General features: G+C 66.2%; 21 protein-coding genes. 9 read left to right on the top strand and 12 right to left on the bottom strand.

What is annotated here, in order from left to right; all coding sequences use genetic code 11:
• Window positions 1–57: 57 nt before the first annotated feature.
• From K5H97_RS18175 to K5H97_RS18165, 3 genes are all read left to right on the top strand, one after another.
• A complete protein-coding gene (locus tag K5H97_RS18175; protein ID WP_028692543.1) occupies window positions 58–555 on the top strand; it encodes a PaaI family thioesterase in 498 nt (165 codons plus the stop codon).
• A gap of 66 nt (window positions 556–621) precedes the next feature.
• Window positions 622–1,137: a GNAT family N-acetyltransferase gene (locus K5H97_RS18170; RefSeq protein WP_028692542.1), complete on the top strand. Its 516-nt coding sequence runs from the start codon at window positions 622–624 to the stop codon at window positions 1,135–1,137.
• Between the two features lie 30 nt (window positions 1,138–1,167).
• On the top strand, window positions 1,168–1,863 hold the full coding sequence (locus K5H97_RS18165; RefSeq protein ID WP_028692541.1) for a glutathione S-transferase N-terminal domain-containing protein: 696 nt from the start codon (window positions 1,168–1,170) through the stop codon (window positions 1,861–1,863).
• A gap of 37 nt (window positions 1,864–1,900) precedes the next feature.
• On the opposite strand, the gene K5H97_RS18160 is transcribed toward K5H97_RS18165, so the two are convergent.
• A complete protein-coding gene (locus tag K5H97_RS18160; protein ID WP_028692540.1) occupies window positions 1,901–3,517 on the bottom strand; it encodes an inorganic phosphate transporter in 1,617 nt (538 codons plus the stop codon).
• Between the two features lie 128 nt (window positions 3,518–3,645).
• On the opposite strand from K5H97_RS18160, the gene K5H97_RS18155 reads away from it, so the two are divergent.
• Both K5H97_RS18155 and K5H97_RS18150 read left to right on the top strand, forming a co-directional pair.
• On the top strand, window positions 3,646–4,032 hold the full coding sequence (locus K5H97_RS18155) for a DUF488 domain-containing protein (RefSeq protein WP_028692539.1): 387 nt from the start codon (window positions 3,646–3,648) through the stop codon (window positions 4,030–4,032).
• On the top strand, window positions 4,022–4,453 hold the full coding sequence (locus K5H97_RS18150; protein WP_028692538.1) for a GNAT family N-acetyltransferase: 432 nt from the start codon (window positions 4,022–4,024) through the stop codon (window positions 4,451–4,453). The genes K5H97_RS18155 and K5H97_RS18150 overlap by 11 nt, the downstream gene beginning before the upstream one ends.
• 135 nt (window positions 4,454–4,588) lie before the next feature.
• On the opposite strand, the gene K5H97_RS18145 is transcribed toward K5H97_RS18150, so the two are convergent.
• Genes K5H97_RS18145 through K5H97_RS18095 form a run of 11 tightly spaced genes read right to left on the bottom strand, consistent with a single transcriptional unit; the run spans window position 4,589 to window position 18,728 of the window.
• Window positions 4,589–6,022 carry a right-handed parallel beta-helix repeat-containing protein gene (locus K5H97_RS18145; protein WP_081791641.1) on the bottom strand — a complete coding sequence of 478 codons (1,434 nt, stop codon included), beginning with the start codon at window positions 6,020–6,022 and terminating at the stop codon, window positions 4,589–4,591.
• 14 nt (window positions 6,023–6,036) lie between these two features.
• On the bottom strand, window positions 6,037–7,146 hold the full coding sequence (locus K5H97_RS18140) for a polysaccharide lyase (protein WP_028692537.1): 1,110 nt from the start codon (window positions 7,144–7,146) through the stop codon (window positions 6,037–6,039).
• Complete coding sequence (locus K5H97_RS18135) at window positions 7,137–8,531, bottom strand: alginate O-acetyltransferase AlgX-related protein (protein ID WP_028692536.1); 1,395 nt, start codon at window positions 8,529–8,531, stop codon at window positions 7,137–7,139. Before K5H97_RS18135 ends, K5H97_RS18140 begins: the two co-directional genes overlap by 10 nt.
• 30 nt (window positions 8,532–8,561) lie before the next feature.
• Window positions 8,562–9,191, bottom strand: a complete 630-nt coding sequence (locus tag K5H97_RS18130; RefSeq protein WP_028692535.1) for an alginate O-acetyltransferase AlgF — start codon at window positions 9,189–9,191, stop codon at window positions 8,562–8,564.
• Between the two features lie 18 nt (window positions 9,192–9,209).
• Window positions 9,210–10,304: an alginate O-acetyltransferase gene (locus K5H97_RS18125; RefSeq protein ID WP_028692534.1), complete on the bottom strand. Its 1,095-nt coding sequence runs from the start codon at window positions 10,302–10,304 to the stop codon at window positions 9,210–9,212.
• Between the two features lie 9 nt (window positions 10,305–10,313).
• A complete protein-coding gene (locus K5H97_RS18120) occupies window positions 10,314–11,741 on the bottom strand; it encodes an MBOAT family O-acyltransferase (protein ID WP_028692533.1) in 1,428 nt (475 codons plus the stop codon).
• A gap of 12 nt (window positions 11,742–11,753) precedes the next feature.
• A complete protein-coding gene (locus K5H97_RS18115) occupies window positions 11,754–13,199 on the bottom strand; it encodes an alginate export family protein (RefSeq protein ID WP_028692532.1) in 1,446 nt (481 codons plus the stop codon).
• Window positions 13,196–14,644: a tetratricopeptide repeat protein gene (locus K5H97_RS18110; RefSeq protein ID WP_028692531.1), complete on the bottom strand. Its 1,449-nt coding sequence runs from the start codon at window positions 14,642–14,644 to the stop codon at window positions 13,196–13,198. Before K5H97_RS18110 ends, K5H97_RS18115 begins: the two co-directional genes overlap by 4 nt.
• 9 nt (window positions 14,645–14,653) lie before the next feature.
• On the bottom strand, window positions 14,654–15,817 hold the full coding sequence (locus tag K5H97_RS18105) for a PilZ domain-containing protein (protein ID WP_028692530.1): 1,164 nt from the start codon (window positions 15,815–15,817) through the stop codon (window positions 14,654–14,656).
• A 16-nt stretch (window positions 15,818–15,833) separates the two neighbouring features.
• Window positions 15,834–17,366, bottom strand: a complete 1,533-nt coding sequence (locus tag K5H97_RS18100; RefSeq protein WP_028692529.1) for a glycosyltransferase — start codon at window positions 17,364–17,366, stop codon at window positions 15,834–15,836.
• 54 nt (window positions 17,367–17,420) lie between these two features.
• On the bottom strand, window positions 17,421–18,728 hold the full coding sequence (locus K5H97_RS18095; RefSeq protein WP_028692528.1) for a nucleotide sugar dehydrogenase: 1,308 nt from the start codon (window positions 18,726–18,728) through the stop codon (window positions 17,421–17,423).
• 569 nt (window positions 18,729–19,297) lie between these two features.
• Here K5H97_RS18095 and K5H97_RS18090 point away from each other — a divergent pair.
• The 4 genes from K5H97_RS18090 to pgsA all read left to right on the top strand — a co-directional run bounded on the left by K5H97_RS18090 (window position 19,298) and on the right by pgsA (window position 22,816).
• Window positions 19,298–19,687: a helix-turn-helix domain-containing protein gene (locus K5H97_RS18090; protein ID WP_028692527.1), complete on the top strand. Its 390-nt coding sequence runs from the start codon at window positions 19,298–19,300 to the stop codon at window positions 19,685–19,687.
• 63 nt (window positions 19,688–19,750) lie between these two features.
• Entirely contained in the window at window positions 19,751–20,389 is a 639-nt protein-coding gene (gene gacA, locus K5H97_RS18085; protein WP_028692526.1) for a response regulator transcription factor GacA, read from the top strand.
• Between the two features lie 9 nt (window positions 20,390–20,398).
• Window positions 20,399–22,222 carry an excinuclease ABC subunit UvrC gene (gene uvrC / locus K5H97_RS18080; RefSeq protein WP_028692525.1) on the top strand — a complete coding sequence of 608 codons (1,824 nt, stop codon included), beginning with the start codon at window positions 20,399–20,401 and terminating at the stop codon, window positions 22,220–22,222.
• A gap of 33 nt (window positions 22,223–22,255) precedes the next feature.
• The gene (gene pgsA, locus K5H97_RS18075) at window positions 22,256–22,816 is read left to right on the top strand and encodes a CDP-diacylglycerol--glycerol-3-phosphate 3-phosphatidyltransferase (protein ID WP_028692524.1); all 561 of its coding nucleotides are present in this window, start codon (window positions 22,256–22,258) and stop codon (window positions 22,814–22,816) included.
• Window positions 22,817–22,845 lie beyond the last annotated feature (29 nt).

Below are 22,845 nucleotides of genomic sequence, written 5' to 3'. Positions count from 1 at the left end.
ATGGGGCTACCATCGGCAGTCAGCCTCCTTCCCAATACCAACAAGCCAAGGACGTGTATGACCGAACAAGCCCCCTCCCTGCAACAACTCGCCGCCCCTGATGGCACATGCTACGGTTGCGGGTGCTCCCACCCCAGCGGCCTGCATGTGCAGAGTCACTGGGATGACGACGGCGTCCACCTGCTGTGCCGTCATTCCCCCGACCCGACCTTCATCGGCTGGCCCGGCCTGGTCTACGGCGGCCTGCTGGCCATGCTGGTCGATTGCCATTCCAACTGGACCGCCATGGCCCACCACTACCGCGCCGAAGGCCGCGAGCCCGGCAGCCTGCCGCGTATCGACTGTGTTACCGGCCAACTGAGCCTGACCTACCTCAAACCCACCCCGATGGGCGTCGAGCTGCTGCTCAAGGCACGGGTCGAGGGTGAGGTGGGGCGCAAGAGCCGAGTGATCTGCGAGGTCTGGGCTGGGGATGTGCTGACCGTTACCGCCGATTCAGTGTTCGTACGGGTCGATACCGAGAAGCTCAAGCGGCAAGCCCACGGCGACGCCTGAACCTTGCGCCGGTTGGGAGGGGCTGGCATTGTCGAGGGTGATCCGGATGCCCGACAGGATGTTGCCATGCCCTACCAGATCCGCCAGGCCCGCAGCAATGACTGTACAGCCCTGAGCCACATCGGCCAGGCCACCTTCGCCCTGGCCAGTCCGCCCGACAGCGCTCCGGCGGCGCAGCGGCACTACATCGCCCACAACCTGCAGCCCGAGCATTTCCAGGCGCACCTGCGCCACCCGCACAAGCGCCTGCTGGTGGTCGAGGAGGGCGGCCAGGTGCTGGGCTACAGCATGCTGGACCTGGCGCCCGGTGAGCTGGGGATCGCCGCGGCCGATCATCTGGTGGAGATTTCCCGTTGCTATGTGCTGCCCGCCGCCCACGGCACGGGTGCCGCGCAGTCACTGCTCGAGGCTATCCTGGCCCATACCCGTGGCCCGGTCCGCCTGACCGTCAACGAACTCAACGCCAGGGCCATCCGGTTCTACGGGCGCAATGGCTTTCGCAAGGTGGGCGAGGCGATCTTTCCCTGCGGTGACGAGCGACACCGAGACTGGGTGATGGTCAGGACGCCCGACAGTCTTTAAATTGAGTCCCTCAACCTTCAGGGCGCGAACATGACCGATCTTTCCGTATTCCCCATCACCCGCAAATGGCCGGCCCGGCATCCCGAGCGCCTGCAGCTGTATTCGCTGGCCACGCCCAACGGCGTCAAGGTCTCGATCATGCTCGAAGAGATCGGCCTGCCTTACGAGGTGCACAAGATCAGTTTCGACAACGACGACCAGCTGAGCCCCGAGTTCATCTCCCTGAGCGCCAACAACAAGATTCCGGCAATCCTCGACCCCGATGGCCCTGGTGGCCAGCCGCTGCCGTTGTTCGAGTCCGGGGCGATCCTGCAGTACCTGGCCGAGAAGAGCGGGCAGTTGCTCAGCCAGGACCCTGCCCAGCGCTACCAGACCTTGCAGTGGCTGATGTTCCAGATGGGCGGCATCGGGCCGATGTTCGGCCAGGTGGGGTTCTTTCACTTCTTCGCCGGCAAGGCGTACGAGGACAAGCGGCCCCGGGATCGCTACGTCAATGAGTCCAAGCGCCTGCTGGGCGTGCTCGACCGGCACCTGCAGGGGCGGGAGTGGATGGTCGATGCGTACAGCATCGCCGATATCGCCATCTTCCCCTGGGTGCGCAACCTGGTGGAGCGCTACAACGCGCGCGAGCTGGTGGGGTTCGATGATTTCACGGAAGTACAGCGGGTGTTGGCGAAGTTCCTTGAACGCCCGGCTGTACAGCGTGGCCTGAAGATCCCGGAATAACCTTGCTGGGGGCGCAAGGCGCCCCCGTCGCGAGTCCTCAGAGGATCTGGTTCAGCAACCAGTACAAGCAACCCGCCAGCAACATTGCAGCCGGCAACGTCAATACCCAGGCCATCAGCAGGTTGACCAGCGTCTTGCGTTGAATCCCCGAGCCATTGGCCACCATGCTCCCGGCCACGCCTGAACTCAGCACGTGAGTGGTCGACACCGGCAGGCCGAACAGGTCCGCGGCGCCGATGGTACACATCGCCACCACCTCGGCCGAAGCGCCCTGGGCATAGCTCAGGTGGGTCTTGCCGATCTTCTCGCCCACCGTCACCACGATGCGCCGCCAGCCGACCATGGTGCCCAGGCCCAGGGCGATGGCCACCGCCACCTTGACCCACAGCGGGATATAGCGGGTTGCGTCGTCCAATTGGCGCTTGAACAGTTGCACATGGCGGCGGGTATCGGCGTCGTAGCGGGCCAGTTGGTGCTTGTCGATCAGGCGGATGGCCTCGCTGGTCAGGTACATGTCGTTGCGCACGTTGGCCATGGCCTCGGCCGGCACGCGCTTGAGCGAGCCGTAGCCTTTGACTTCCTCGCCAATCATGCCGGTCAGCGCGGCCAGCGCCGGGATCAGCTCGGCACTGGCCTTGGGCTCGCCGATGAACGTGGTCAGGACCTGGCGTGGATCGGCCGGGGCAGGGGACGGTACTGCGCGCACCAAGGCCTGGCGGGTGACCTCGGCGACCGCCGAGAACTGCAGGGCCTGCTCGTTGGGCATGGTCTTGTTCAGCGCATAGGCCATCGGCAGGGTGCCGACCAGGATCAGCATGATCAGGCCCATGCCTTTCTGGCCATCGTTGGAGCCGTGGGCGAACGACACGCCAGTGCAGGTGAGGATCAGCACGCCGCGGATCCACCAGGGCGGCGGCGTCTGGCCTTCTGGCGCCTGGTACAGTTCGCGGCGCTTGACCAGCGCGCGCAGGGCGAGCAGCAGCAGGGCGGCGCAGGCGAAGCCGATCAGCGGCGAGAACAGCAGGGCGTAGCCGACCTTGCTGGCCTGGGTCCAGTCCACGCCGCTGGTGCCGTCGCGCCCGTGCATCAGCGCGTTGGCCACGCCCACGCCGATGATCGAGCCGATCAGGGTGTGCGAGGACGACGCTGGCAGGCCCAGCCACCAGGTGCCGAGGTTCCAGATGATCGCCGCCAGCAGCAGGGCGAAGACCATGGCGAAGCCGGTCGACGAGCCGACCTGCAGGATCAGCTCCACCGGCAGCAGGGCGATGATGCCGAAGGCCACCGCGCCGCTGGAGAGCAGCACGCCGAGGAAATTGCACAACCCAGACCAGACCACCGCCACCGGCGCCGGCAGCGAATGGGTGTAGATCACCGTGGCCACGGCATTGGCGGTGTCGTGGAAGCCGTTGACGAACTCGAAGCCCAGGGCGATCAGCAGGGCCAGGCCCAGCAGCAGGAAGGGGGTGACGGTGGTGACCACGGTGCCGCTGGCGCTGACATCCTGCTTCAGGCTCCAGAAGGTGTAGGCCAGGCCGGCCAGCAGCAGGCCGAAGAACAGGGTGAGGGTGGCGCGTCCGGGTTTGTGGGCAAGGTGAGGGCGCGGGCTGGGCAGGGTCAGGTCGGACTGGCTGGCCAGGGACGGGGTTGCCATGAGGGCTCCGGTTGGCGTCGGGCGGTGGTGCCGAAAGTCTTCAGCATAGAAACAATTCGTTACCAGGGCGTGACCTCGATCAATGAAGGCCCTAGGCTGTCTGGGGAACGATGTCGCAGGAGTGCTGCATGATTCGCTGTAAACGCGTCTACGAGGCGCTCGAGGGCGGGGATGGCCAACGCGTGCTGGTCGATCGTCTTTGGCCGCGCAACAAACGCAAGGAGGACCTGCACGGGCAGTGGCTGCGTGAAGTGGCGCCGTCCGACGCACTGCGCAAGGCGTTTCACGCCGGCGAGCTCGACTTTGCCGGTTTCACCCAGCGCTACCAGCAGGAGTTGGCCGCCCACCCCGAGCACTGGTATCCGCTGCTGGACCTGGCCGGCAAAGGCGACCTGACCTTGCTGTACGCCGGCAAGGACTCCGAGCACAACAACGCCCAGGTGCTGGCCCGGTGGCTTGAGGACGAACTGGAGCGCCGTGGGCCGGCCAGTTCGCCGGTGTGTTATGCCCCTTGAACTGATCCCTGCGACCGACGAACACCTCACGTTTGCCCGTGACCTCACGCGCCGCGCCATGCTGCCGTATTACCGCGAATTCGACCTGTTGTGGATCGAGGAAGCCTTCGATGAAGCCTGGGGCTGGCGCGAACAGTGGCTGGTGGTCGAGGACGATCGGGTGCTGGGCTTTTGCAGCCTCAGCCAGGACCGCCAGGCGCTGTATATCCGCGAGCTGCATCTGCTGCCCGAGCATCGTGGCCGGGGCGTGGGCGGCTGGGTGCTGGAGCAGTTGGCTGGCTGGACTGTACAGCGCCGGTTGCCGTGGCTGCGGCTGATGGTGTTCAGCAGCAACCCGGCGCGGCGCCTGTATCAGCGCCGAGGGTTCGTCGAGGTCGGGATGGACGAGTGTTTCGTGCGGATGCAGCGTCCGGTGCCCTGACACGATCCTGTGAGCGGCCTTGCGTCGCGAAAGGGCCGCAACGCGGCCCCCGGCGATCTTTGCTTTTACGCTGAAATCCTGGGGTCGCTCCGCGCCCCTTTCGCGACACAAGGCCGCTCAGGGGCCGTGTATTTTTCAGTCCTGGCGCACCCTGACCATCTGTTCCTGTACCAGCATTGCCTCCAGCACCGGCCCCTGCAACGCCAGCAGGTCGCCGGCCAGCAGGTTCTGCAGCAGTGCCTTGCCATCGAAGCGATTGCCCCCCAACTCGACCTCGCGCACCCCCTCGACCCGCACCACGGCCTTACCCACCTGCCCCAGGCGATTGCCGCTGATCACCAGCGGCCCGGGCTGCGGCGTGGCGTTGCGCAGGCTGATGGCGTACTCCGGCGTATTGCCGATCCGGTTACCCACCAGCGTCAGGCCCGTGACCTCGCTGGCATCCACCGCGCTGCCCTGGCTGCTGGCCAGCAGGTTGTCGTCGATCAGCAACGGGGCTTCGGCCGTCGGCGCGAGGTCGCGCAGCTGGATGCCATGCCCACGGCTGTCGCCGATGCGATTGCCGGCCAGCAGCACGGTGCCGTGCTGGTCGCTGATCTCGATGGCGGCCTTGGTGGCGCCGAGGATCAGGTTGTTTTCGATCAATGCCCGGGTCTGGCCACGCAGGCGCACGCCGCTGTTGTTGTCGACGCCGCGCAACTGGTTGCCACGCAGGCTCAGCTGGCTGTCGCGGGTGTCGATGGCATACTGCTGCGAGCCTTCGAAACGGCTGTCGATGATGGTCGCCTGGCTGTGCTGCAGCTCCACCGCGCTGGACAGCTCGCTGAAATGGCTGGCTTCCACCAGCAGCGTGGCGGGACGCGTACTGGCCGCCTGCTGGGTGCTGAGCGCGGTGCTCAGGCCGCGGGACAGGTTGGCGTTGTAGCCCAGGCGCTTGAGCGTCGAGCCGATCACCTCGGTATGGCTGCCAGCCCAGGCCACCACGAAGGGCCGCCAGGCACGGTCGGTGTTGCCGGGCTTGTCGCCGGCGACGCTTTCCAGCGTCGATTGGTTCAGCCCCAGCCAGCCCTGGTTGATCAGTGCGGTACCGGAGAAGCTGTACAGGTAGAGGCGCGTGCCCTCCAGCCGCAGCCCCGCATCGGCGCCGATCATCAACGGGTAGCTCAGCAGGTAGCCGTCCTTGTAGCGCTTGAGCACCCGTGGGTCGTGCAGCGCATCGTGCAGCTGCGCCAAGGTGATGCTGCCACCGCGCAGCACCACGGCCTGGGGGTGATGCGCCTGGTAGCCGGCGATGGCGCGGAACAGGCCGTTGTTGACGAACGGCTCGAACGGCCAGCTGCCGGCCTGGGACGAGAACATCGGCTGCAGGCTGACGCTGGCGCGGCCCGCAGGTGGCGGGCGGCGCGCCTGCTCGAAGGTCACCGCCTGACGGGTCTGGTGGCGCAGTTGCTCCAGCTGCTGCTGGTGCTGCGCCTGGGGCAATGTGTCCATCACCGGCGCGGCCCGCGCGGTGGTCGCCAGCAGCAGGGCGGCCAGGCAGGTGAAATAAAAGCGGCTGAACGGTGCCATGGGAGCGTCCTTGATCAAGGCAGGTTGGGGTAGGCCGGCTTGAGCGGGCCGCCGATCTGGCTGTAGTTGTCCACTTCGCCGTCCTCGCTGTCGTAGAGCTGGCGGGCGAGGGCATGCTCGGGTCGACGGGCCAGGAACGGGATCAGCCAGGCCAGCTTGTAGGGCGCGACGTCGGCCTGGCGCTGGCCCTTGAGCTGGGGCAGGGAGTCCGGGGCGAGCACGCTGCGGGCGGCGAAGGTGGCCAGCTGGTCGAGGGTGCGTTGGTCGTCCTCGCTCCAGGCCAGGCCGTTGGCCCGGGCCGACTCGCCAAGAAGCACCAGCGGCACCAGGGCGTACTGGCTGTAGTTGGCGGCCAGCTTGCTGCGCGCCACTTCCAGCGGCAGGTAGGCCTGGTCGCCACTGCGCACGGCCTGGGCCAGGCCCCGGCGCAGGTTGCCGTCGGCCCAGCGGATGAAGTCGTCGCGGTCCACCAGCATGCCGGCGGCGGCCACCGCCCAGGCGGCCCAGTAGTCGTGGTTGTTGAAGTAGACCGTGGTGGACTGGCGGCGCGGGTCGTATTCGCGGATCACCTGCTCGCCGAGCTGGTTGAACCAGCGTCGTTGCGCGGGGCTGAGCGGCGCCTTGCCGTCGGCTGCCGCCTGGGTCAGCAGCACCGCGCCGGCCATGGCCGCCAGGGCCCACTTGCGCGCTGCCATGCCGGTGTTGCTGGCGTCCGGGTCGAGCAGGGCGCCCGCTTGCGCCCAGTGTTCCAGCCACTGGTCCTGGCAGGCCAGGGCCATGTTGGCCTGCTGCGGCTTGCTGGCGTTCTGGAAGCGCTTGCCGGCCTGGATCAGGCCGCCGACGAACTGCTTGATCTGCCGGGCGACGCGCTCGCTGTCGGCATCGGGGCTGGCGCGCAGGGTGGACTTGCTGGCGTCGCGCGGGTCGTACTTGCTTTGCAGGTGCAGGCTGGCGGTGTAGGGCGGTGGCGGCGCCTTGCTGCAGGTGAGGGTGCGGTAGTCGCCGATCATGGCCGATTGCGCGGTGGCGCGGGCGGGCCAGATCGATTGAGCTGCGTGGGTGGGGAGGGGCAGCAGGGCGATTGCAAGTAGCAGGAGCACCCCAGGGGCCGGTTTCACAGGCACAGGCGGGTCTCCACATCGGTGGCGGCGGTGCCGGCCTTGGTTGGTTCGAGGAACACCGAAAGCAGGTTGGCGCCGGCGAACTCGGGGGCCTTGCTCAGTTCCAGGTAGTACTGGCCGCCGCTTACGGCCGCCTCGCGGCGGAACCACACCTTGTCGCGGGCGCCATTGTCGTAATAGACGATGATGTAGAAGTCCTTGACGCTCCTGTCGCTCAGGCGGATATCGAGAAAGCCCTTGGACACGGCCTGCCGGGCGCCGCCAGCATTGCTCAGCAACTCTATGCGCTCGCCGACCTTGAGTGGCGGATGCTGCAATTTCGTGCCAAGGATTTCCCTGGACGCCTTGCAGCCGCCGTGTATCGCCGGCACCAACTGGCGGTACATCAACGGCGAATCCAGGCGGTAGTTGGCCGGCAGTTCCCAGACGATCAGCTTGGGCGGCGCCTCGGGCTTGTAGTCGGCGGACAGCAGGTACTCCAGCAGCGAGCCGTCCTCGCCCACGCCGGGCAGGGCGTAGTTGAGGACATCCGCCTCCAGGTACTGTTTCAGGTAGCCGTCGAAGTTGAACTGCTTGCTCTCGTCCTCGCGAGCCGCGGCGTTGCTGTCGCCGACCAGGATCACCTCGGGGTCGGGCGCCTCGTCGAACAGGGCATCGCTGCTGTCGGTCAGCGGCACGGTCTGGTAGCCGCGCACGTACTGGAAACCGTAGTTGTTGCCGCAGATGTAGCTCAAGGCCAGGTTCAGGGTGCCGTCCTTGGGCACCATCACGCCGGGCTCGGTGCTGTAGCGCTTTTTGGTCAGGCTGTCGTAGAACGGCTGGCGGCGGATCTCTTCGGCCATCAGTTTGGCCGTCGCCTCGGCGCCGCTCGGCGTCCAGTGGTGGTCGCGGCGGAAGAAGTACTCAGCCTGGGGTGGCTGGCGCACCAACTGCATCATCGGCGCCACCACCGCACCGGCCTGACGCAGTTGCCCCAGGTAGCTGTCTAGGTTGCGGCTGGCGCGCGGGTAGTCGAATCCGTGCAGTTGATCGGGGTAGAGCTTGTCGCGGTGCATCAGGCCGCGGGTCGGCTGGATCGCCATGGCCACCTGGATGCCCTGGCGGTGGAACGCGTTCATCAGCCGGGCGAACTCCGGGCGCATGGGCGCGGGAATGCCGAAGTCATTGGTCAGGTCGACCATCGAGCGGAACAGCCAGCGCTCCTTGCCGGGGACGATCTGGCGCATCAGCTTCATGCGCCCTTCGGCATAGTGCTGCGGTTCGGCCAGGGCCGGGCAGACCATGCACTGCAGGTTTTCGCAGCCGGGCCGGGCGGGCTCGGCGGCCTTTGCCTGCGTGCCGAGCAGGGCCAGGGTGGCCGCAAGGCCGAGGGGGAGGAGGGTGTTCATGGGCCAGTCATCCTTGCGTGCGGCACGGCGTCACTCGGTCGGGTCGATGCTGTTGGCCAGGCTCAGGCTGCGGTTGCCTGGCAGCAGCACATAGCTGTACGAGCGGCCCTTCTTGAGGAACAGCTCGTCGAAGCTGGCCACTTCCTGGTCGCCGACATAGGCGGCGAAGTCGATCTTGATCTCGTTGACCATGCGCGCGCCGGTCTGGCCACTGGCCAGGGCCTTGACCACCTCGTGCTTGCCGTCGGCGGTGCGCAGCGTGGCCTGGGCTGGCGTCAGGTTGTAGAAGGCCACCTGGGCCTTCTTCGGCTCGTTGACGTACTGGTCGGCGATCAACTGCAACTGCTTGCCGTCATAGACCACGGTGCTGGCGGCGTTGGCCGCCAGGTTCGGTTCGATGGCCTTGGCGCCGATGCCGATCCTGTGCACGCCGGCCGGCACGAAGCGGTAGCCGCTGAGCTGACCGGGGGCGACCTTCTGCGGGTTGAGCTTGCCGCTCAGGGCCACCTCGACATTGCTGTCGGACAGGTTGAGTACGCGCACGAACGCCGAATCGGCCGGGGCCACGGCGTCGTACAGGTCGGCGTTGCCTTCGGCGGCCAGGGCAGTGTGGCTGGCGGCGGCCAGCGCCAGGGCGGTGAACAGGGGTGAAAGCTTCATCAGGTTCTCCTAGGGACGTCAGAAATGCCCGGGCTGGGCGCTGCGGGTCAGCGCGCCGGGACGATGGGCCAACAGGGTGCGCAGGGGGAACTCCCAGACCACGGTATCGATCTGCGGGTTCTGCAACTGGTCGCCGGCGAGGAACTGGTTCATCGCCTCGAACGGCCCGCGGGCCTCCACGGCGATGGACAGCAGGTCGCGGTTGAGCGCCTCCTTGAGGAACCCGACGAAGTTCCAGTCGTCGATCTTGCTGTAGCTGGTGCCCACCAGCAGCAGGCTTTGCGACTGTTCGGCGAACAGCGCGTCGCTGTCCTGTTCGGCCTGGAGGGTCTCGTACAGCTCGATCGGGTTGGGGCCGAACTGCGGCGCCAGGCGCGCATGGTCGAACTGCAGGTAGTTCATCAGGTCGCCATTGACCGTCTTGTCACCGGCCTTGTGCGAGACGTACACCTGGTCGCCGAGCAGCTGCGGGCGCTGGCGGGCCAGTTCATAGGCCGACAGGCGCGCGCCGTCCGGGCTCCAGTGGGTGTCGGACTTGAGGAACAGCCGTGGGCCGGCCAGGTGGCGCAGGTAGGCGTCGCGCAGTGGCACCACGTCCAGCCGGCGTAGCTGCAGGTCGGCGACGAAGCGGTCGTAGAGGCTGTGCACCCGCGGATCGAAGGCGCGCTCGGCGTGTCTGGCGTAGATATCCAGCTTCATCGGCAGCGGCAGCAGCACCAGGTGCTTGCCGTGCTCGGCCAGTTGCCTCTGGACTTTGACGATTTGCTCCAGCTGGCTCGCCAGGCTGGCGTCCAGGTCGTTGGGCACGCGGTATTCCTGGTTGGTGTAGAGCCAGCCGTCCTTGCCCAGCACCACGCCCTTGGTGCCTTCGCCGAACAGCTGGAACTGGGCGTCGGCCCACAGCCGCTGTGAAGGTGCGCGCAGGAACAGGCGCTTGTCGTAGACCTGTTCGAACTTGCGCAGCAGCTTGCCATCGACAAACAGGTTCCAGCTGTCGGTCTGGGCGCGGGCGAAGCTCAGCACCGGCGGCAGCGAATAGACGAACATCGCCGCCAGCGCCAGGGCGAAGACCACACCGTTGGCCTTGCCGGCCGAATTCATCACCGGGTACATGGCACTCTCCTAGAACTGGAAATACAGGAACGGCGAGAACGAACTGGCCGCCAGGCTGCTCAGCGCCAGCAGGAAGCCGCCCCACAGCAGCAGGCTGTGCAGCACGCCGACGTGACGCATGAAGTAGCCTTCCTTGTTGCCGGCGTAGAAGCGCACGTTGTTGATCCCGGCCAGGATCAGCCAGGCGACCGCCACCAGGGCGAAGGCCATGGCCATCTTCGAGGCGCCGAGCACGTAGAGCTCCAGCGAACCGAAACCGTTGAAGCCCAGCAGCGCCTGGTAGATCTGCAGGCTGTGGCGCAGGTCCATGGTGAAGAACAGCGGCATGCTCAGGATGATCAGCAGCGCGGTGCGCAGGTTGCGACCCAGGTGATAGGGCGTGGTGACCTTGGTCGCGAGGTTGAACCTGCGCTCCAGCACCATGCCGATGCCGAAGAAAAGCCCCCAGCAGATGAAGGCGAAACTGGCCCCGTGCCACAGGCCCGACAGCAGCATGGTCCATACCAGCGCCGGCAGGGCGCCGGCCACGCGCTTGCGTACCAGCGGCAGGTACACGTAGTCGCGCAAGAAATGCGCCAGGGTCATGTGCCAGCGCGACCAGAACTCGGTGATGCTCTGCGACACATAGGGCTGGTTGAAGTTTTCCGGGAAGCGGAACCCCATCATCAGCGCCAGGCCCAGGGCCATGTGGCTGTAGCCGGCGAAGTCGAAGTACAGCTGCAGGGTCGAGACCACCAGGCCGAACCAGGCATCGCTGAATTGCAGGGTGCCTTCGCCGACGAACAGCACGTTGATCGGCGCCAGGCGGTCGGCGATCAGCACCTTCATGATGAAGCCGAGCATGAAACGGCACACCCCCAGCGAGAACAGCTCAAGCGAGTGGCTGCGCTGGCGCAGCTGCGGGGCGAGCTGGCTGTAGCGCAGGATCGGCCCCGCCACCAGGTGCGGGAACAGCGCGACGAAGGCGGCGAAGTCGATGAAGCTACGGGTGGGCGTGGCATCCTTGCGGTAGATGTCGACGATGTAGCTCAGGGCATGGAACACGTAGAACGAGATACCCAGCGGCAGGAAGATGTTTTCCAGGGTCCAGGTGTTGATGCCTAGCGGCGCCAGCAGCAGGGCCAGCACCTCGGCGCCGAAGTTGGCGTACTTGAAGTAGCCGAGCGTGGCCAGGTTGCCGACCACGCCAAGCCACAGCAGGCGCAGGGCGCGGCGTTTGTCGCCGGCGTCCAGGCGCGCCTTGATGAGCAGACCGAAGCCGTAGTTCCAGGCGGTGATGGCGACGAACAGCAGCAAAAAGTCCGGGCGCCACCAGGCGTAGAACACGTAGCTGGCGGCGACGATCACCAGCGAGCGCCACTGCGGCCGGGCCAGGTAGTAGATGGCCAGGAACAGCGGCAGGTAGAGGAACAGGAAGACGTTGGAGGCGAAGATCATGCTGGCCGGTCCTTAGTAGCTGATCACCACGCCGACACTCAGCTGGTAGTCGTCGCCGCTGTCCAGCGCGCTGCCTGCGTTGAGGTAGCTGGCGCTGACCAGGGTGTTGACGTCCAGGTGCTTGCCGTCGAGGGCTACCGGGAACATCTTCCAGTAGTAGTTGAGGTCGATCATCTGGCCGACGTTGTCGCCCTTGCCATGCAGGCCGGCGTTCAGTTCGCTCTGGCGCCGGGCGCGGGCATCGGCGGCCATGCGGATCGGCAGGGCGCCGCCTTCATCGCGCAGGTTGAGCTGGGTCACCCGCAGGTCCAGGGCGCTGCGCGCCGTGGGCCGGGTCTCCAGGGCCAAGCCGTAGTAGCTCAGGTTGCGCAGGTCGAGGGCGACGAACGAGCTGGCCAGGCGCGTGCTGTACGAGCCCTGGCGGGTGATGCGGTCGGACTGGATCGGGTTGAGCCGAAAGCCGTCGTTGTCGTCGTCCGGCTTGTCGGTCAGGCCGCCGCGCAGGGCCACGCGCGGGGTCCAGGGCAAGGTCTCGAAACGCTTGCCGACCTCGCCCAGCGCTGCCCAGCCGCGGCTGCCGTGGCCGGTGCTGGTGACGCCGTTGCCGGCGGTGTTGTCCATCGTGCCGTCCAGTGCCGCCAGTTCCAGGTGGTAGTCGCTGGCCAGCGGCAGATTGTCGCCCTTGAAGAACAACCCGTAGCGCCAACCCTTGAAGTCGTAGCGGTCGTCGACGTCGTGGCCGCTGCGGTCGTTCTCCTGCATCAGGCGCATGCCGACCTGGTTGTTCGGGCTCCAGCGATAGGCGTACTGGCCCATCAGGTACAGCGTGCGCGCTTCGCTTGCGGCCAGCGAATTGACGTCGGTGTTGTAGTTGCGAAATTTCTGTCCGACCGCGACGAAGGCATCGCTGAAGGTGTCCTGGTAGTTGAAGCGCAGCGACTCCAGGCTGTCGTCCCACCAGATACCGTAGTCGTCGTAGAAGCGCTGGCGACCGAACGACAGCGAAAAACGCGGGTCGTCGCCGATCAGGTTGCGCTTGACGTACAGCTCGCGCAGCTCGGCGTACCAGCCCTCGGGTTGCTCGCGTTCATTGTTGTTGGTCGACTCGTTGGCCAGGTTGCTCGACTGGCTGGAGTCGTAGGTCAGCCACAGGCGGCCGTAGACCATCCATCTGGCCCAGCGTTTTTCCGGCGAGTACCAGGCGAACGACGGCTCGTAGCGCAGGCTGTAGAAGCTTTCGCGCTCGCGGCCGACCTGGGCGTCCTGAGGCCCGTAGCCGGTCTGCACGGTGAGCTTGTTGAAGAACTCCGAGGTGATCACCGGCTCGCTGCCGTCAACGGTCGCGACGCGCACCGGCGCGCTGCTGTCGGCCTCGGGGCCGGTGACTTCCTCGCCCGCCAGCACTGTCAGGGGCGCCAGGGCGAGCAGGGCGCCGAGCAGGGGTGGATGGGCTTTCACAGGGTGGCCTCCTTCAACAGATCGTTGCGCGCGGCCAGGGCGCGCTCGATGTCATCCTTGGGCAAGGTCTTGTCCAACCGCTTGATCAGGCCACGGGCACGGGTCTCGCCCAGGTCTAGGGCGATGCGGGCGTAGGTGTAGGCCTTGACCGGGTCGTGGCAGATGGCCCGGCCGCGCAGGTGCACAGTGGCCATGCGGTACCAGGCCGCGGTCGAGCCCTGTTCGGCCAGTCGCTGCCAGATGGCCAGGGCGCGTTCCTGGTCGGGCTGGTCGAGGCCGCCCTTGCTGTACAGGTCGCCCAGCAGCAGTTGCGCGTCGGGGTAATGGGCGGCGATCAGTTCGTCGATCAGCGCCTGGGACTTTTGCGGATCCAGGGTCAGCCAGTTGTTGACCATGTAGAACGCCGCGTCCAGCGCCTTGGCCCGGGTCGGGTCCTTGGCCCGCACCTGGGCGATCAGCGCCTGGGCCTGCTCGGCGTTGTGCTCGGTGGGGTTGGAAATCATGAAGTTGGCCTTGGACACCTGCGCCGGCAGGTAGCCGCGGGCGACGGCGTTGTCCAGCCAGCGCTGGGCCTCGGCGATGCCGTCGGCGCGCAGCTGGTCGTCGGCCTTGTCGCGGGCCAGTTGCTCGGGCGTCGGCTCGACCTTGGGGCCCATGGCGCGACTCTGGCGCTGCTCGCGCTCGGCATCCAGCTCGGCGCGGGTGGTGCCGTGGATGCTGTCCAGCAGCGCGCCGATGCGCTGCACCACCTCCACCGGCAGACTGGCCATCTCTGGCTCCAGGCTACGGGCGAAGGCGAGGAAGGCCGGGTCCTGGCGCTCGCCGAGGAAGCGGTAGTAGCGCTCGATGCCGCGCGGGTCGATGCGTGCCGCCTGCTGGTACCAGCGCTCGGCGGCGGCTCGGTCGCCCTGGCGCTCGGCGACCACGGCGCGGTATAGCTCGGGGCGGCAGTTGAGCAGGCAGCTCTGTTCGTACAGCGCCAGCAGTTCGGCGGCGCGCTCGCCGGGGAACAGCTGCGGATAGACCAGGAACACCTCCAGGCTGGTGCTGGTGCTGCGCGGATCACGGTCGTTGGGGTAGCGGGCCAGGGCCTGACGCACCCACGCCTCGTGGCTGCGCTGCAGGCGCGGGGTGCGGTCGAGCAGGCGTGCCAGCGAGGCCAGCGCCGGGATCTGGCCGTGGCCATCGGCGAAGGCCTCCTGGTACAGGCTCACGATGTCCTGGCGGTTGGCATTGTCGCTGTTGGCCAGCACATCGCCGAGCAGCTGCTTGGAGGCCAGGTCGCCACGCTCGGCGAGGGCGCGCAGGTCGCTCGTGACGTCGGCGCTTGGGTCCTTGTACAGCGCGTAGCGGATCTGCTCCAGGCTCTGCCCGGCCCAGCCGCTGCCGGCCCAGGCCAGGCCGAGACCGGCCAGCAACAGGCGCGGGGCTTTCTTGGCGTTCATGAGCGGCCCTCAGTTGCCGTTGCCGAACGGCAGGCCCAGGTACAGGTCGACCGCCACGGCCTTCTGGTAGGCCGCCGCCGGCAGTGGGCTGTCCGGCTGGATGGTCAGCGCCAGGTTGTGGTTCAGCTCGTCGGAGCGGGCGTCGACCACGGTGCCGCTGAAGTGCTGGTCGAGGCCGAACACCTGCATGTCCACCGAGCGCACGCGGCCGACATCGGCGAGCTTGTCGAACGGCACGTTGGCGCGCACGAACAAGCCCTCGTTCTTCGGCAGCAGGTGCATCATCGGCGCGGCCTTGTAGCCATAGCCGTTCAGCGGCGGCGACGGGTACCAGACCTGGCAGTCGCACGGGCTGTTGATCACCGTCTCGACGCTGGCGCGGCCCAGCAGCGCCTGCAGGTCGCCCGGGGCGAGGTCGGCCAGAGCCTTCATGTCCGCCGGGCTGGTGAAGCTGGTGGCCAACTGGGTGGAGATGTTCGCCAGCGGCTGGCCGGCCTGCACCTCGCTGGCGCCGTCCGGCAGCAGGTACTTCACGTAGCCGTTGTCCGGCATGCTGATGACCTGGGCATTGCCGGCGACCGTGGCCTGCAGCGCCGGGATGCGGAAGAACAGCAGGTAGCCCTTGTAGCCAACGAAGCCCAGGGCGGCCAGGCCGGCGGCGGCGTAAAGCGCGGTGCCGGCCACGGCCTTGAGGCGCTCGGCCGGGGTGCGGGCGCTGGCCTGCTGGTGTTTGCGCGCCTTGATGTAGTTCTCGCGCTGCATCACGTTGAACAGGCCATTGATGTCTGCGACTTCGCCCGACAGATAAGCGCTGATCAGGTAGCGCAGGATGTCGCGCTTTTGCGCGTCGAGGTCGACGAACTGCGCGCCGACCTCCTTGCCGCGCTGGGAGACGATGCGCACCTTGCCGTCGATCGACAGGTCCACCTGGTTCAGACGCAGCTGGATCGAGGCGTCGTACAGCGCGCCGACGGTCAGTGGCGCCTCGTGCAGCAGGCCGATGCCACCCAGCGAGATATCGGCAAGGTCGGCCTCGAACGGTTCGTGTCCGGCGCCGGACAGGCGCACCCGGGCGTGCATGCGGGTGCGCACGTACTGACGCTCGTCGATGGCCTCGTGGACGATGTTGGCCGCGGTCTTGCCCGGGGCCGCCGGGGTATTCGAAGTACTCATGTGCAGGCGCCTTTCCTTAACGTTGCGTGAGTTCCAGGAGAACGGTGATGACCCCGAAGAAGATGGCGATCGAGGAGCACAGCATCGCCTTCGAGGACCAGCGGTTGAGGCTGGCGTCGAAGTCGACGCTGCCGGTGGCCAGGGTGGTCTTCTGCCGCGTCCAGCGTTGCTGGTCCATGTGGAACATCGCGTAGACCTTCATCAGCGAACCGACGATCTGGTTGTAATAGAGAACGAACGGGTACATCGGGCTGACCGGGTGCCCGGCGAAGACGAACAGCACCGTCACCAGGCTGCGCGAGACCAGCACCCAGAACAGGTACACCAGCAGGTACTGGATGCCGAACACCAGGCCGGCCACCACCGAGGCGGTCAGGCCCATCAGGCAGGTCCACATCGACACCCGCTGGTCGAGCAGTACATAGAGGGTGAACAGTCCCAGGCGCGCGCGGCCGAGCAGGGCGGTGGCGCGAAAGTTCTGGCGCAGCGAGTTGCCGTACCAGCGGAACATCAGCTGGCGGGTGGCCACCCAGAAACTGTCGCTGGGCGGGTGCTCGACGGTCAGGGTGTGGCTGTCGGGCACGTAGAAGGTGTCCCAGCCGGCGCGCATCAGGCTCAGCCAGCTCGACTTGTCGTCGCCGGTGAGGAACTGGAAGCGGCCCAGGCGCCAGTGCTCGAGAAAATCCGCCTCGACATCGCGGATGAAGCCAGGGTCGGTCATCACCCCGGCGCGGAAGAACGACAGCCGCCCGGTGAGGGTCAGCACCCGGTGCGACAGGGCCATCGAGCACATGTTGATGTGCCGCTGGACGAAGCGCATCGAGTGCCACTGGCGCATCCAGCGGCTGCCTTCGACCTCGCAGAACTCGTTGGTGGTCAGGCCGCCGACGTCGGGCAGCACGGCGAACAGCTTGACCGCCCGCTCGACGCAGCCGGGTAGCATCATGGTGTCGCCGTCGACCACGCCGACCACCGCGTCGTCCAGCGGCATCTGCCGCGACAGCGCGCGGAAGGCATGGGCCAGGCCATCGCGCTTGCCGGTGCCGCGGGCGCGGACGATCACCAGGTCGATGTCGTCGCGTCCCTGCACCTCGTCGCGCATGATGTCCTTGATGAACTGCTCGTCGCCCTTCTCGACGATCGAGGCAATCACCGTGCACGGCACCTTGAGCCGCTGCACCTCCTGGAACACCGACTGGTACACCTTGAAGGTGGTATGGGTGGGGATGCGAAAACTGGTCACCACCATGAACATGTGCGACGGCAAGGCCGCGTCGCCCAGGCGCTCGACCCGGCGGCGCAGGCGTGGGAAGCGCCAGTGCAAAAAGTACATGCCGCGCAGGTAGTGGACGATGGCGTTGCCGTAGCGCCACATGCCCAGGGTGCCGATGATGAAGATGAATTGGTGGTGGCTGGGGTCCAGGTACTGTGGCGCGACCATCTGCGCGGCCAGGGCGATCAGCCCGGCGAGCAGCGCCCAGGCGCAGAAGCCGGCCGCCGCGCGCATGTACGCCGGGGCCGCGAAAGGCCGCTGTTGCTGTCGTTCCATGGCGTTGTAGCTCCTTGGGTCGGGGCCCGCCGTGACGGCGGGCGGCGGCGTGCCTTACCAGCAGATGCCGTGGCGTTGGGCGTCGCTGCTGCCGGCCATGAAGCCGACCAAGTCGATCACCTGCTTGCCGTTGCCGACGTCCAGGGCCTGGACGAAGCGCTCGTCGTTGTTGCCCAGCACGATCACCTCGGCCTCGTCGATGACCTGCTGCAGGTCGCTGCGCAGCAGGGCGCTGACATGGGGAATCTGCTGCTCGATGTATTGGCGGTTGGCGCCGAACTGACGGGCGTGGTCGACGTTGGCATCGAAGATGCGCAGGTCGTAGCCCTTGCCGATCAGTTGTTCGGCCAGGGTCACCAGCGGGCTTTCGCGCAGGTCGTCGCTGTTGGCCTTGAAGGCCAGCCCGAGCAGGGCGATGCGGCGCTTGCCGGCCCGGGTCACCAGGTCGAAGGCGTTCTCTACCTGGTTGCGATTGCTGTCCATGATCGAGGCCAGCAGTGGGTGCGCCACGTCCAGCTGGCTGGCGCGGTAGGTGAGGGCGCGCACGTCCTTGGGCAGGCACGAGCCGCCGAAGGCGAAGCCCGGGCGCAGGTAGTAGCGCGACAGGTTGAGCTTGTAGTCCTGGCAGACCACGTCCATCACCTCGCGGCCGTCGACCCCCGAGGCCTTGGCGATGTTGCCGATCTCGTTGGCGAAGCTGACCTTGGTGGCGTGCCAGACGTTGCAGGTGTACTTGATCAGCTCGGCGACCTCGATCGACTTGCGGATCACCGGGGCGTCGAGGCCTTCGTACAGCGCGGCGAGCAGGTCGCCCGAGCGGCTGTCGAGTTCGCCGATCACGGTCATGGCGGGGAAGTCGTAGTCCTGGATCGCCGTGCTCTCGCGCAGGAACTCCGGGTTGACCGCCACGCCGAAATCACGCCCGGCCTGCTTGCCCGAGGCCTGTTCGAGGAGCGGGATGACCACGTTCTTCACCGTGCCCGGCAGCACCGTGCTGCGCACCACCACGGTATGACGGCTCGCCTTGTCGCGCAGGGCCGCGCCGATCTCCCGGCACACCGCTTCCATGTACACTAGGTCGAGGTCGCCATTGGCCTTGCTTGGCGTGCCGACGCACAGTAGCGACAGTTCGGTGGCCAGGATCGCCGCCTGGACATCGGTGGTGCCGCGCAGGCGGCCCTGGCGCACGCCGTCGAGCAGCAGCTGTTCCAGGCCTGGCTCGACGATGGGCGAGCGGCCCTGGTTGATCATGTCAATCTTCGCCTGGGCGACGTCCACCCCCAGTACCTGGTGCCCGCGTGCCGACAGGCAGCCGGCGCAGACCGCCCCCACATAGCCAAGTCCGAAGATACTGATGTTCATAGATCCCTCTCCCCAGGCGCGGCGCAAGGCCGGCCGAGATACTCAGTTCAAGAAGTTGTGAAGATGCCAGACGCGCAGGATCAGGCCGCGCTAGATATATAGCGATGCAGGCTGTTTCTTGGTGGTCTTTTTACATCCTAAGGAGTTTTCTGATAGTTCGGCAAGCTTTGTTGTGTTGTTGTTTTGATAAATTCTAAGTGTGTTGTGAATGAGTTAAAAATTACTTTTAAAACAATGAGTTAAAGTTAGATAAAAGTTGGGCGTCAAAAAAATGATATGCTTGTTTGTGCCGATAAAATGACGCCAAAATGGCGTTTTTCGACACTTTTCCCGCCGTTTCAGTCGTGCTTCGATGTACGCTTTTTTACTGACTTGGGTGATTTTTCTGATTCTTGGAAGTGCTATTTTCGTCTGTCGTCGGGCGCTTCCATGTCCACCAGCCGTCCGGCTGTGGCGCAATGATGGCTTGCAAGGATTGGATCCAATTGGCATAGTGCCGGACGACTGCGCAAGCATTCACTCGGGTGCGGGATGCACCCGTCTTCCATTCATGCAAAGGAGGCAAGCAGATGAACGGATTCGGTCCGCGACTCAGAGAAGAGCGCGAACGCTTGGGGCTGACCCAGCGTATCTTTGGCGATATCGGCGGTGTCGAGCCCAACGCCCAGGGCAAATACGAGAGCGGCGAACGCACGCCGCGCATGGATTACCTCGCGGCCGTCGCCAGCAAGGGCGTCGATGCGCTCTATGTGCTGAGCGGCGTGCACACCCCCGCGCCGCTGGACAGCCTCACGTCCGACGAAAACCGTCTGCTCGACGCGTTCCGCCGCCTGCCTTCGGCCGACCAAGCCGCGGTCTGGCACCTGCTCAACCGCCTGGCGGGCGAGGAGGGGGGGGCGCAAGTGCTGCGCATTCGGCGGCCTGACCGGCAGGCATATTTCCATGACGCTTTGCGCTAGGTTCGTTGTGAAAAATTTTGTTAAGGTGGCGGGATCCAATCGCCCCACTGACGAGGTGTCTGCTTGATTAGGGTCCTGGTGGTCGACGATCACGATCTGGTGCGTACCGGCATCACACGCATGCTGGCCGACATCGACGGGCTGCAGGTGGTGGGGGAGGCGGACTCTGGCGAGTCCGCCCTCAAGCTGGCCCGCGAGCTCAAGCCGGATGTGGTCCTGATGGACGTGAAGATGCCAGGGATCGGTGGTCTGGAAGCCACGCGCAAGCTGTTGCGCAGCCATCCGGACATCAAGGTGGTCGCGGTAACCGTGTGCGAGGAAGACCCGTTCCCCACCCGCCTGTTGCAGGCGGGTGCCGCGGGCTACCTCACCAAGGGTGCCGGGCTCGACGAAATGGTCCAGGCGATTCGCCTGGCCTTCGCCGGCCAGCGTTACATCAGCCCGCAGATTGCCCAGCAGCTGGCGCTCAAGTCGTTCCAGCCCCAGGGCTCGCCGTTTGACGCGCTGTCCGAGCGGGAAATCCAGATTGCGCTGATGATCGTCGGCTGCCAGAAGGTGCAGATCATCTCTGACAAGTTGTGTCTGTCCCCCAAGACCGTCAATACTTACCGTTATCGAATCTTCGAAAAACTCTCGGTCACCAGCGACGTCGAACTGACCTTGCTGGCCGTCCGCCACGGTATGGTCGACGCAAGTCTGTAAGCACACCTCATGTCACAACCTTTTGATGCAAGCGCGTTCCTGGCGACCTGCAGCGGTCGCCCGGGCGTGTACCGGATGTTCGACGCCGAGGCCCGGCTGCTGTACGTGGGCAAGGCCAAGAACCTCAAGAAGCGCCTGGCCAGCTATTTCCGCAAGACCGGGCTGGCGCCGAAGACGGCTGCCCTGGTGGGGCGCATCGCCCAGGTCGAAACCACCATCACTGCCAACGAGACCGAGGCGCTGCTGCTTGAGCAGACGCTGATCAAGGAGTGGCGGCCGCCCTACAACATCCTGCTGCGCGACGATAAGTCCTACCCGTACGTGTTCCTGTCCGACGGTGAATTCCCGCGCCTGGGCATCCACCGTGGCGCGAAGAAGGCCAAGGGCCGTTATTTCGGCCCGTACCCCAGCGCCGGTGCCATCCGCGAGAGCCTGAGCCTGTTGCAGAAGGCGTTCTCGGTGCGCCAGTGCGAGGACAGTTACTACGCCAACCGCACCCGCCCGTGCCTGCAGTACCAGATCAAGCGCTGCAAGGGTCCGTGCGTGGGGCTGGTCGCCGCCGAGGAGTACGCCGCGGACGTGCGCCATTCGGTGATGTTCCTCGAAGGCCGCAGCCAGCAACTGGGCAACGAGCTCAGCGCCGAGATGGAAAAGGCCGCCATGGCCCTGAACTTCGAGAAGGCCGCCGAGCTGCGCGACCAGATCGCCCTGCTGCGCCGGGTCCAGGATCAGCAGTACATGGAGGGCGGCTCCGGCGACGTCGACGTGGTGGCGGCCTTCGTCAACCCGGGCGGCGCCTGCGTGCACCTGATCAGCGTGCGTGGCGGCCGGGTGCTGGGCAGCAAGAACTTCTTTCCCCAGGTGGGCATCGAGGAGGAGGTGGCCGAAGTCATGGCCGCGTTCCTCTCCCAATACTACCTGGGCAACGCCGAGCGCGAGCTGCCGGGCGAGCTGATCGTCAACGTGGTGCACGACGACTTCGCCGCCATCAGCGAGGCGCTGCAGACCCTGCGCGGCCGCGAAATCAGCATCAGCCACCGGGTGCGCGGCACCCGCGCGCGCTGGCAGCAGTTGGCGGTGACCAACGCCGAGCAGGCCCTCAATGCCCGCCTGGCCAACCGCCAGCACATGGCCGCGCGCTTCGAGGCGCTGGCCCAGGTGCTCGACCTGGACGAGGTGCCGCAACGCCTGGAGTGCTACGACATCAGCCACTCCAGCGGCGAAGCCACCGTGGCCAGCTGCGTGGTGTTCGGCCCCGAAGGCCCGCTCAAGTCCGACTACCGCCGCTTCAACATCGAAGGCGTTACCGCTGGCGACGACTACGCGGCCATGCACCAGGCCTTGCAGCGCCGCTATGGGCGGATCAAGGACGGCGAGGGCAAGTTGCCCGACGTATTGTTGGTGGACGGCGGCAAGGGCCAGTTGAACATGGCCCGCGACGTGATGCAGGAACTGGGCTTTGCTGACCTGACGCTGCTGGGGGTGGCCAAGGGCGTGACCCGCAAGGCCGGTTTCGAGACCCTGTACCTGAACGACGTGGCCCACGAGTTCACCCTCAAGGGCGACTCGCCGGCCCTGCACCTGATCCAGCAGATTCGCGACGAAGCCCACCGTTTTGCCATCACCGGCCACCGCGCCCGGCGCGGCAAGGCCCGGCGCACATCGAGCCTGGAGGACGTCGCCGGGGTCGGCCCCAAGCGCCGTCGCGACCTGCTGAAACATTTCGGCGGCCTGCAGGAGCTCAACCGCGCCAGTGTCGACGAGATCGCCAAAGCCCCCGGCATCAGTAAAAAGCTTGCCGAGTCGATTTATGCCAGCCTGCATAGCGAGTAGAATGCCGGGTTCAACTCGCAGCCAGTCGTACCGATGAATATTCCAAACCTGCTCACCGTTCTACGCGTCCTGCTCATCCCGATCTTCATCCTGCTGTTCTATGTGCCCTATCACTGGAGCTACATGGCCGCCAGCACGGTGTTCGCCATCGCCGCCGCCACCGACTGGCTCGACGGCTACCTGGCGCGTCGCTTGCAGCAGAGCACCCCGTTCGGCGCCTTCCTCGACCCGGTGGCCGACAAGCTGATGGTCGCCGTGGCCCTGGTCCTGCTGGTGCAGGTGCACGCCAACTTCTGGCTGACGCTGCCGGCGGCGGTGATCATCGGCCGCGAGATTGTCGTCTCGGCGCTGCGCGAGTGGATGGCCGAGCTCGGCGCCCGCGCCCACGTGGCGGTGTCGAACCTGGGCAAGTGGAAGACCGCCGCGCAGATGCTGGCGCTGGTGATCCTGCTGGCCAACCCGCCGCTGCTGACCTTCTGGGTGGTGCTGGGCTATGGGCTGCTGCTGGTCGCGGCGGGCCTGACCCTGATCTCGATGGTGCACTACCTGCTGGCCGCCTGGCCGCACCTGCGCGAAGGTTCGGAGCAGAAGTAAAAGTTTTTTTGAATCAAGGGGTTGACGCC

This window comes from Pseudomonas mosselii (assembly GCF_019823065.1).
In the GTDB taxonomy this organism is placed as follows: Bacteria; Pseudomonadota; Gammaproteobacteria; order Pseudomonadales; family Pseudomonadaceae; genus Aquipseudomonas; species Aquipseudomonas mosselii.
This window is presented reverse-complemented; position numbering and strand designations above follow the sequence as displayed.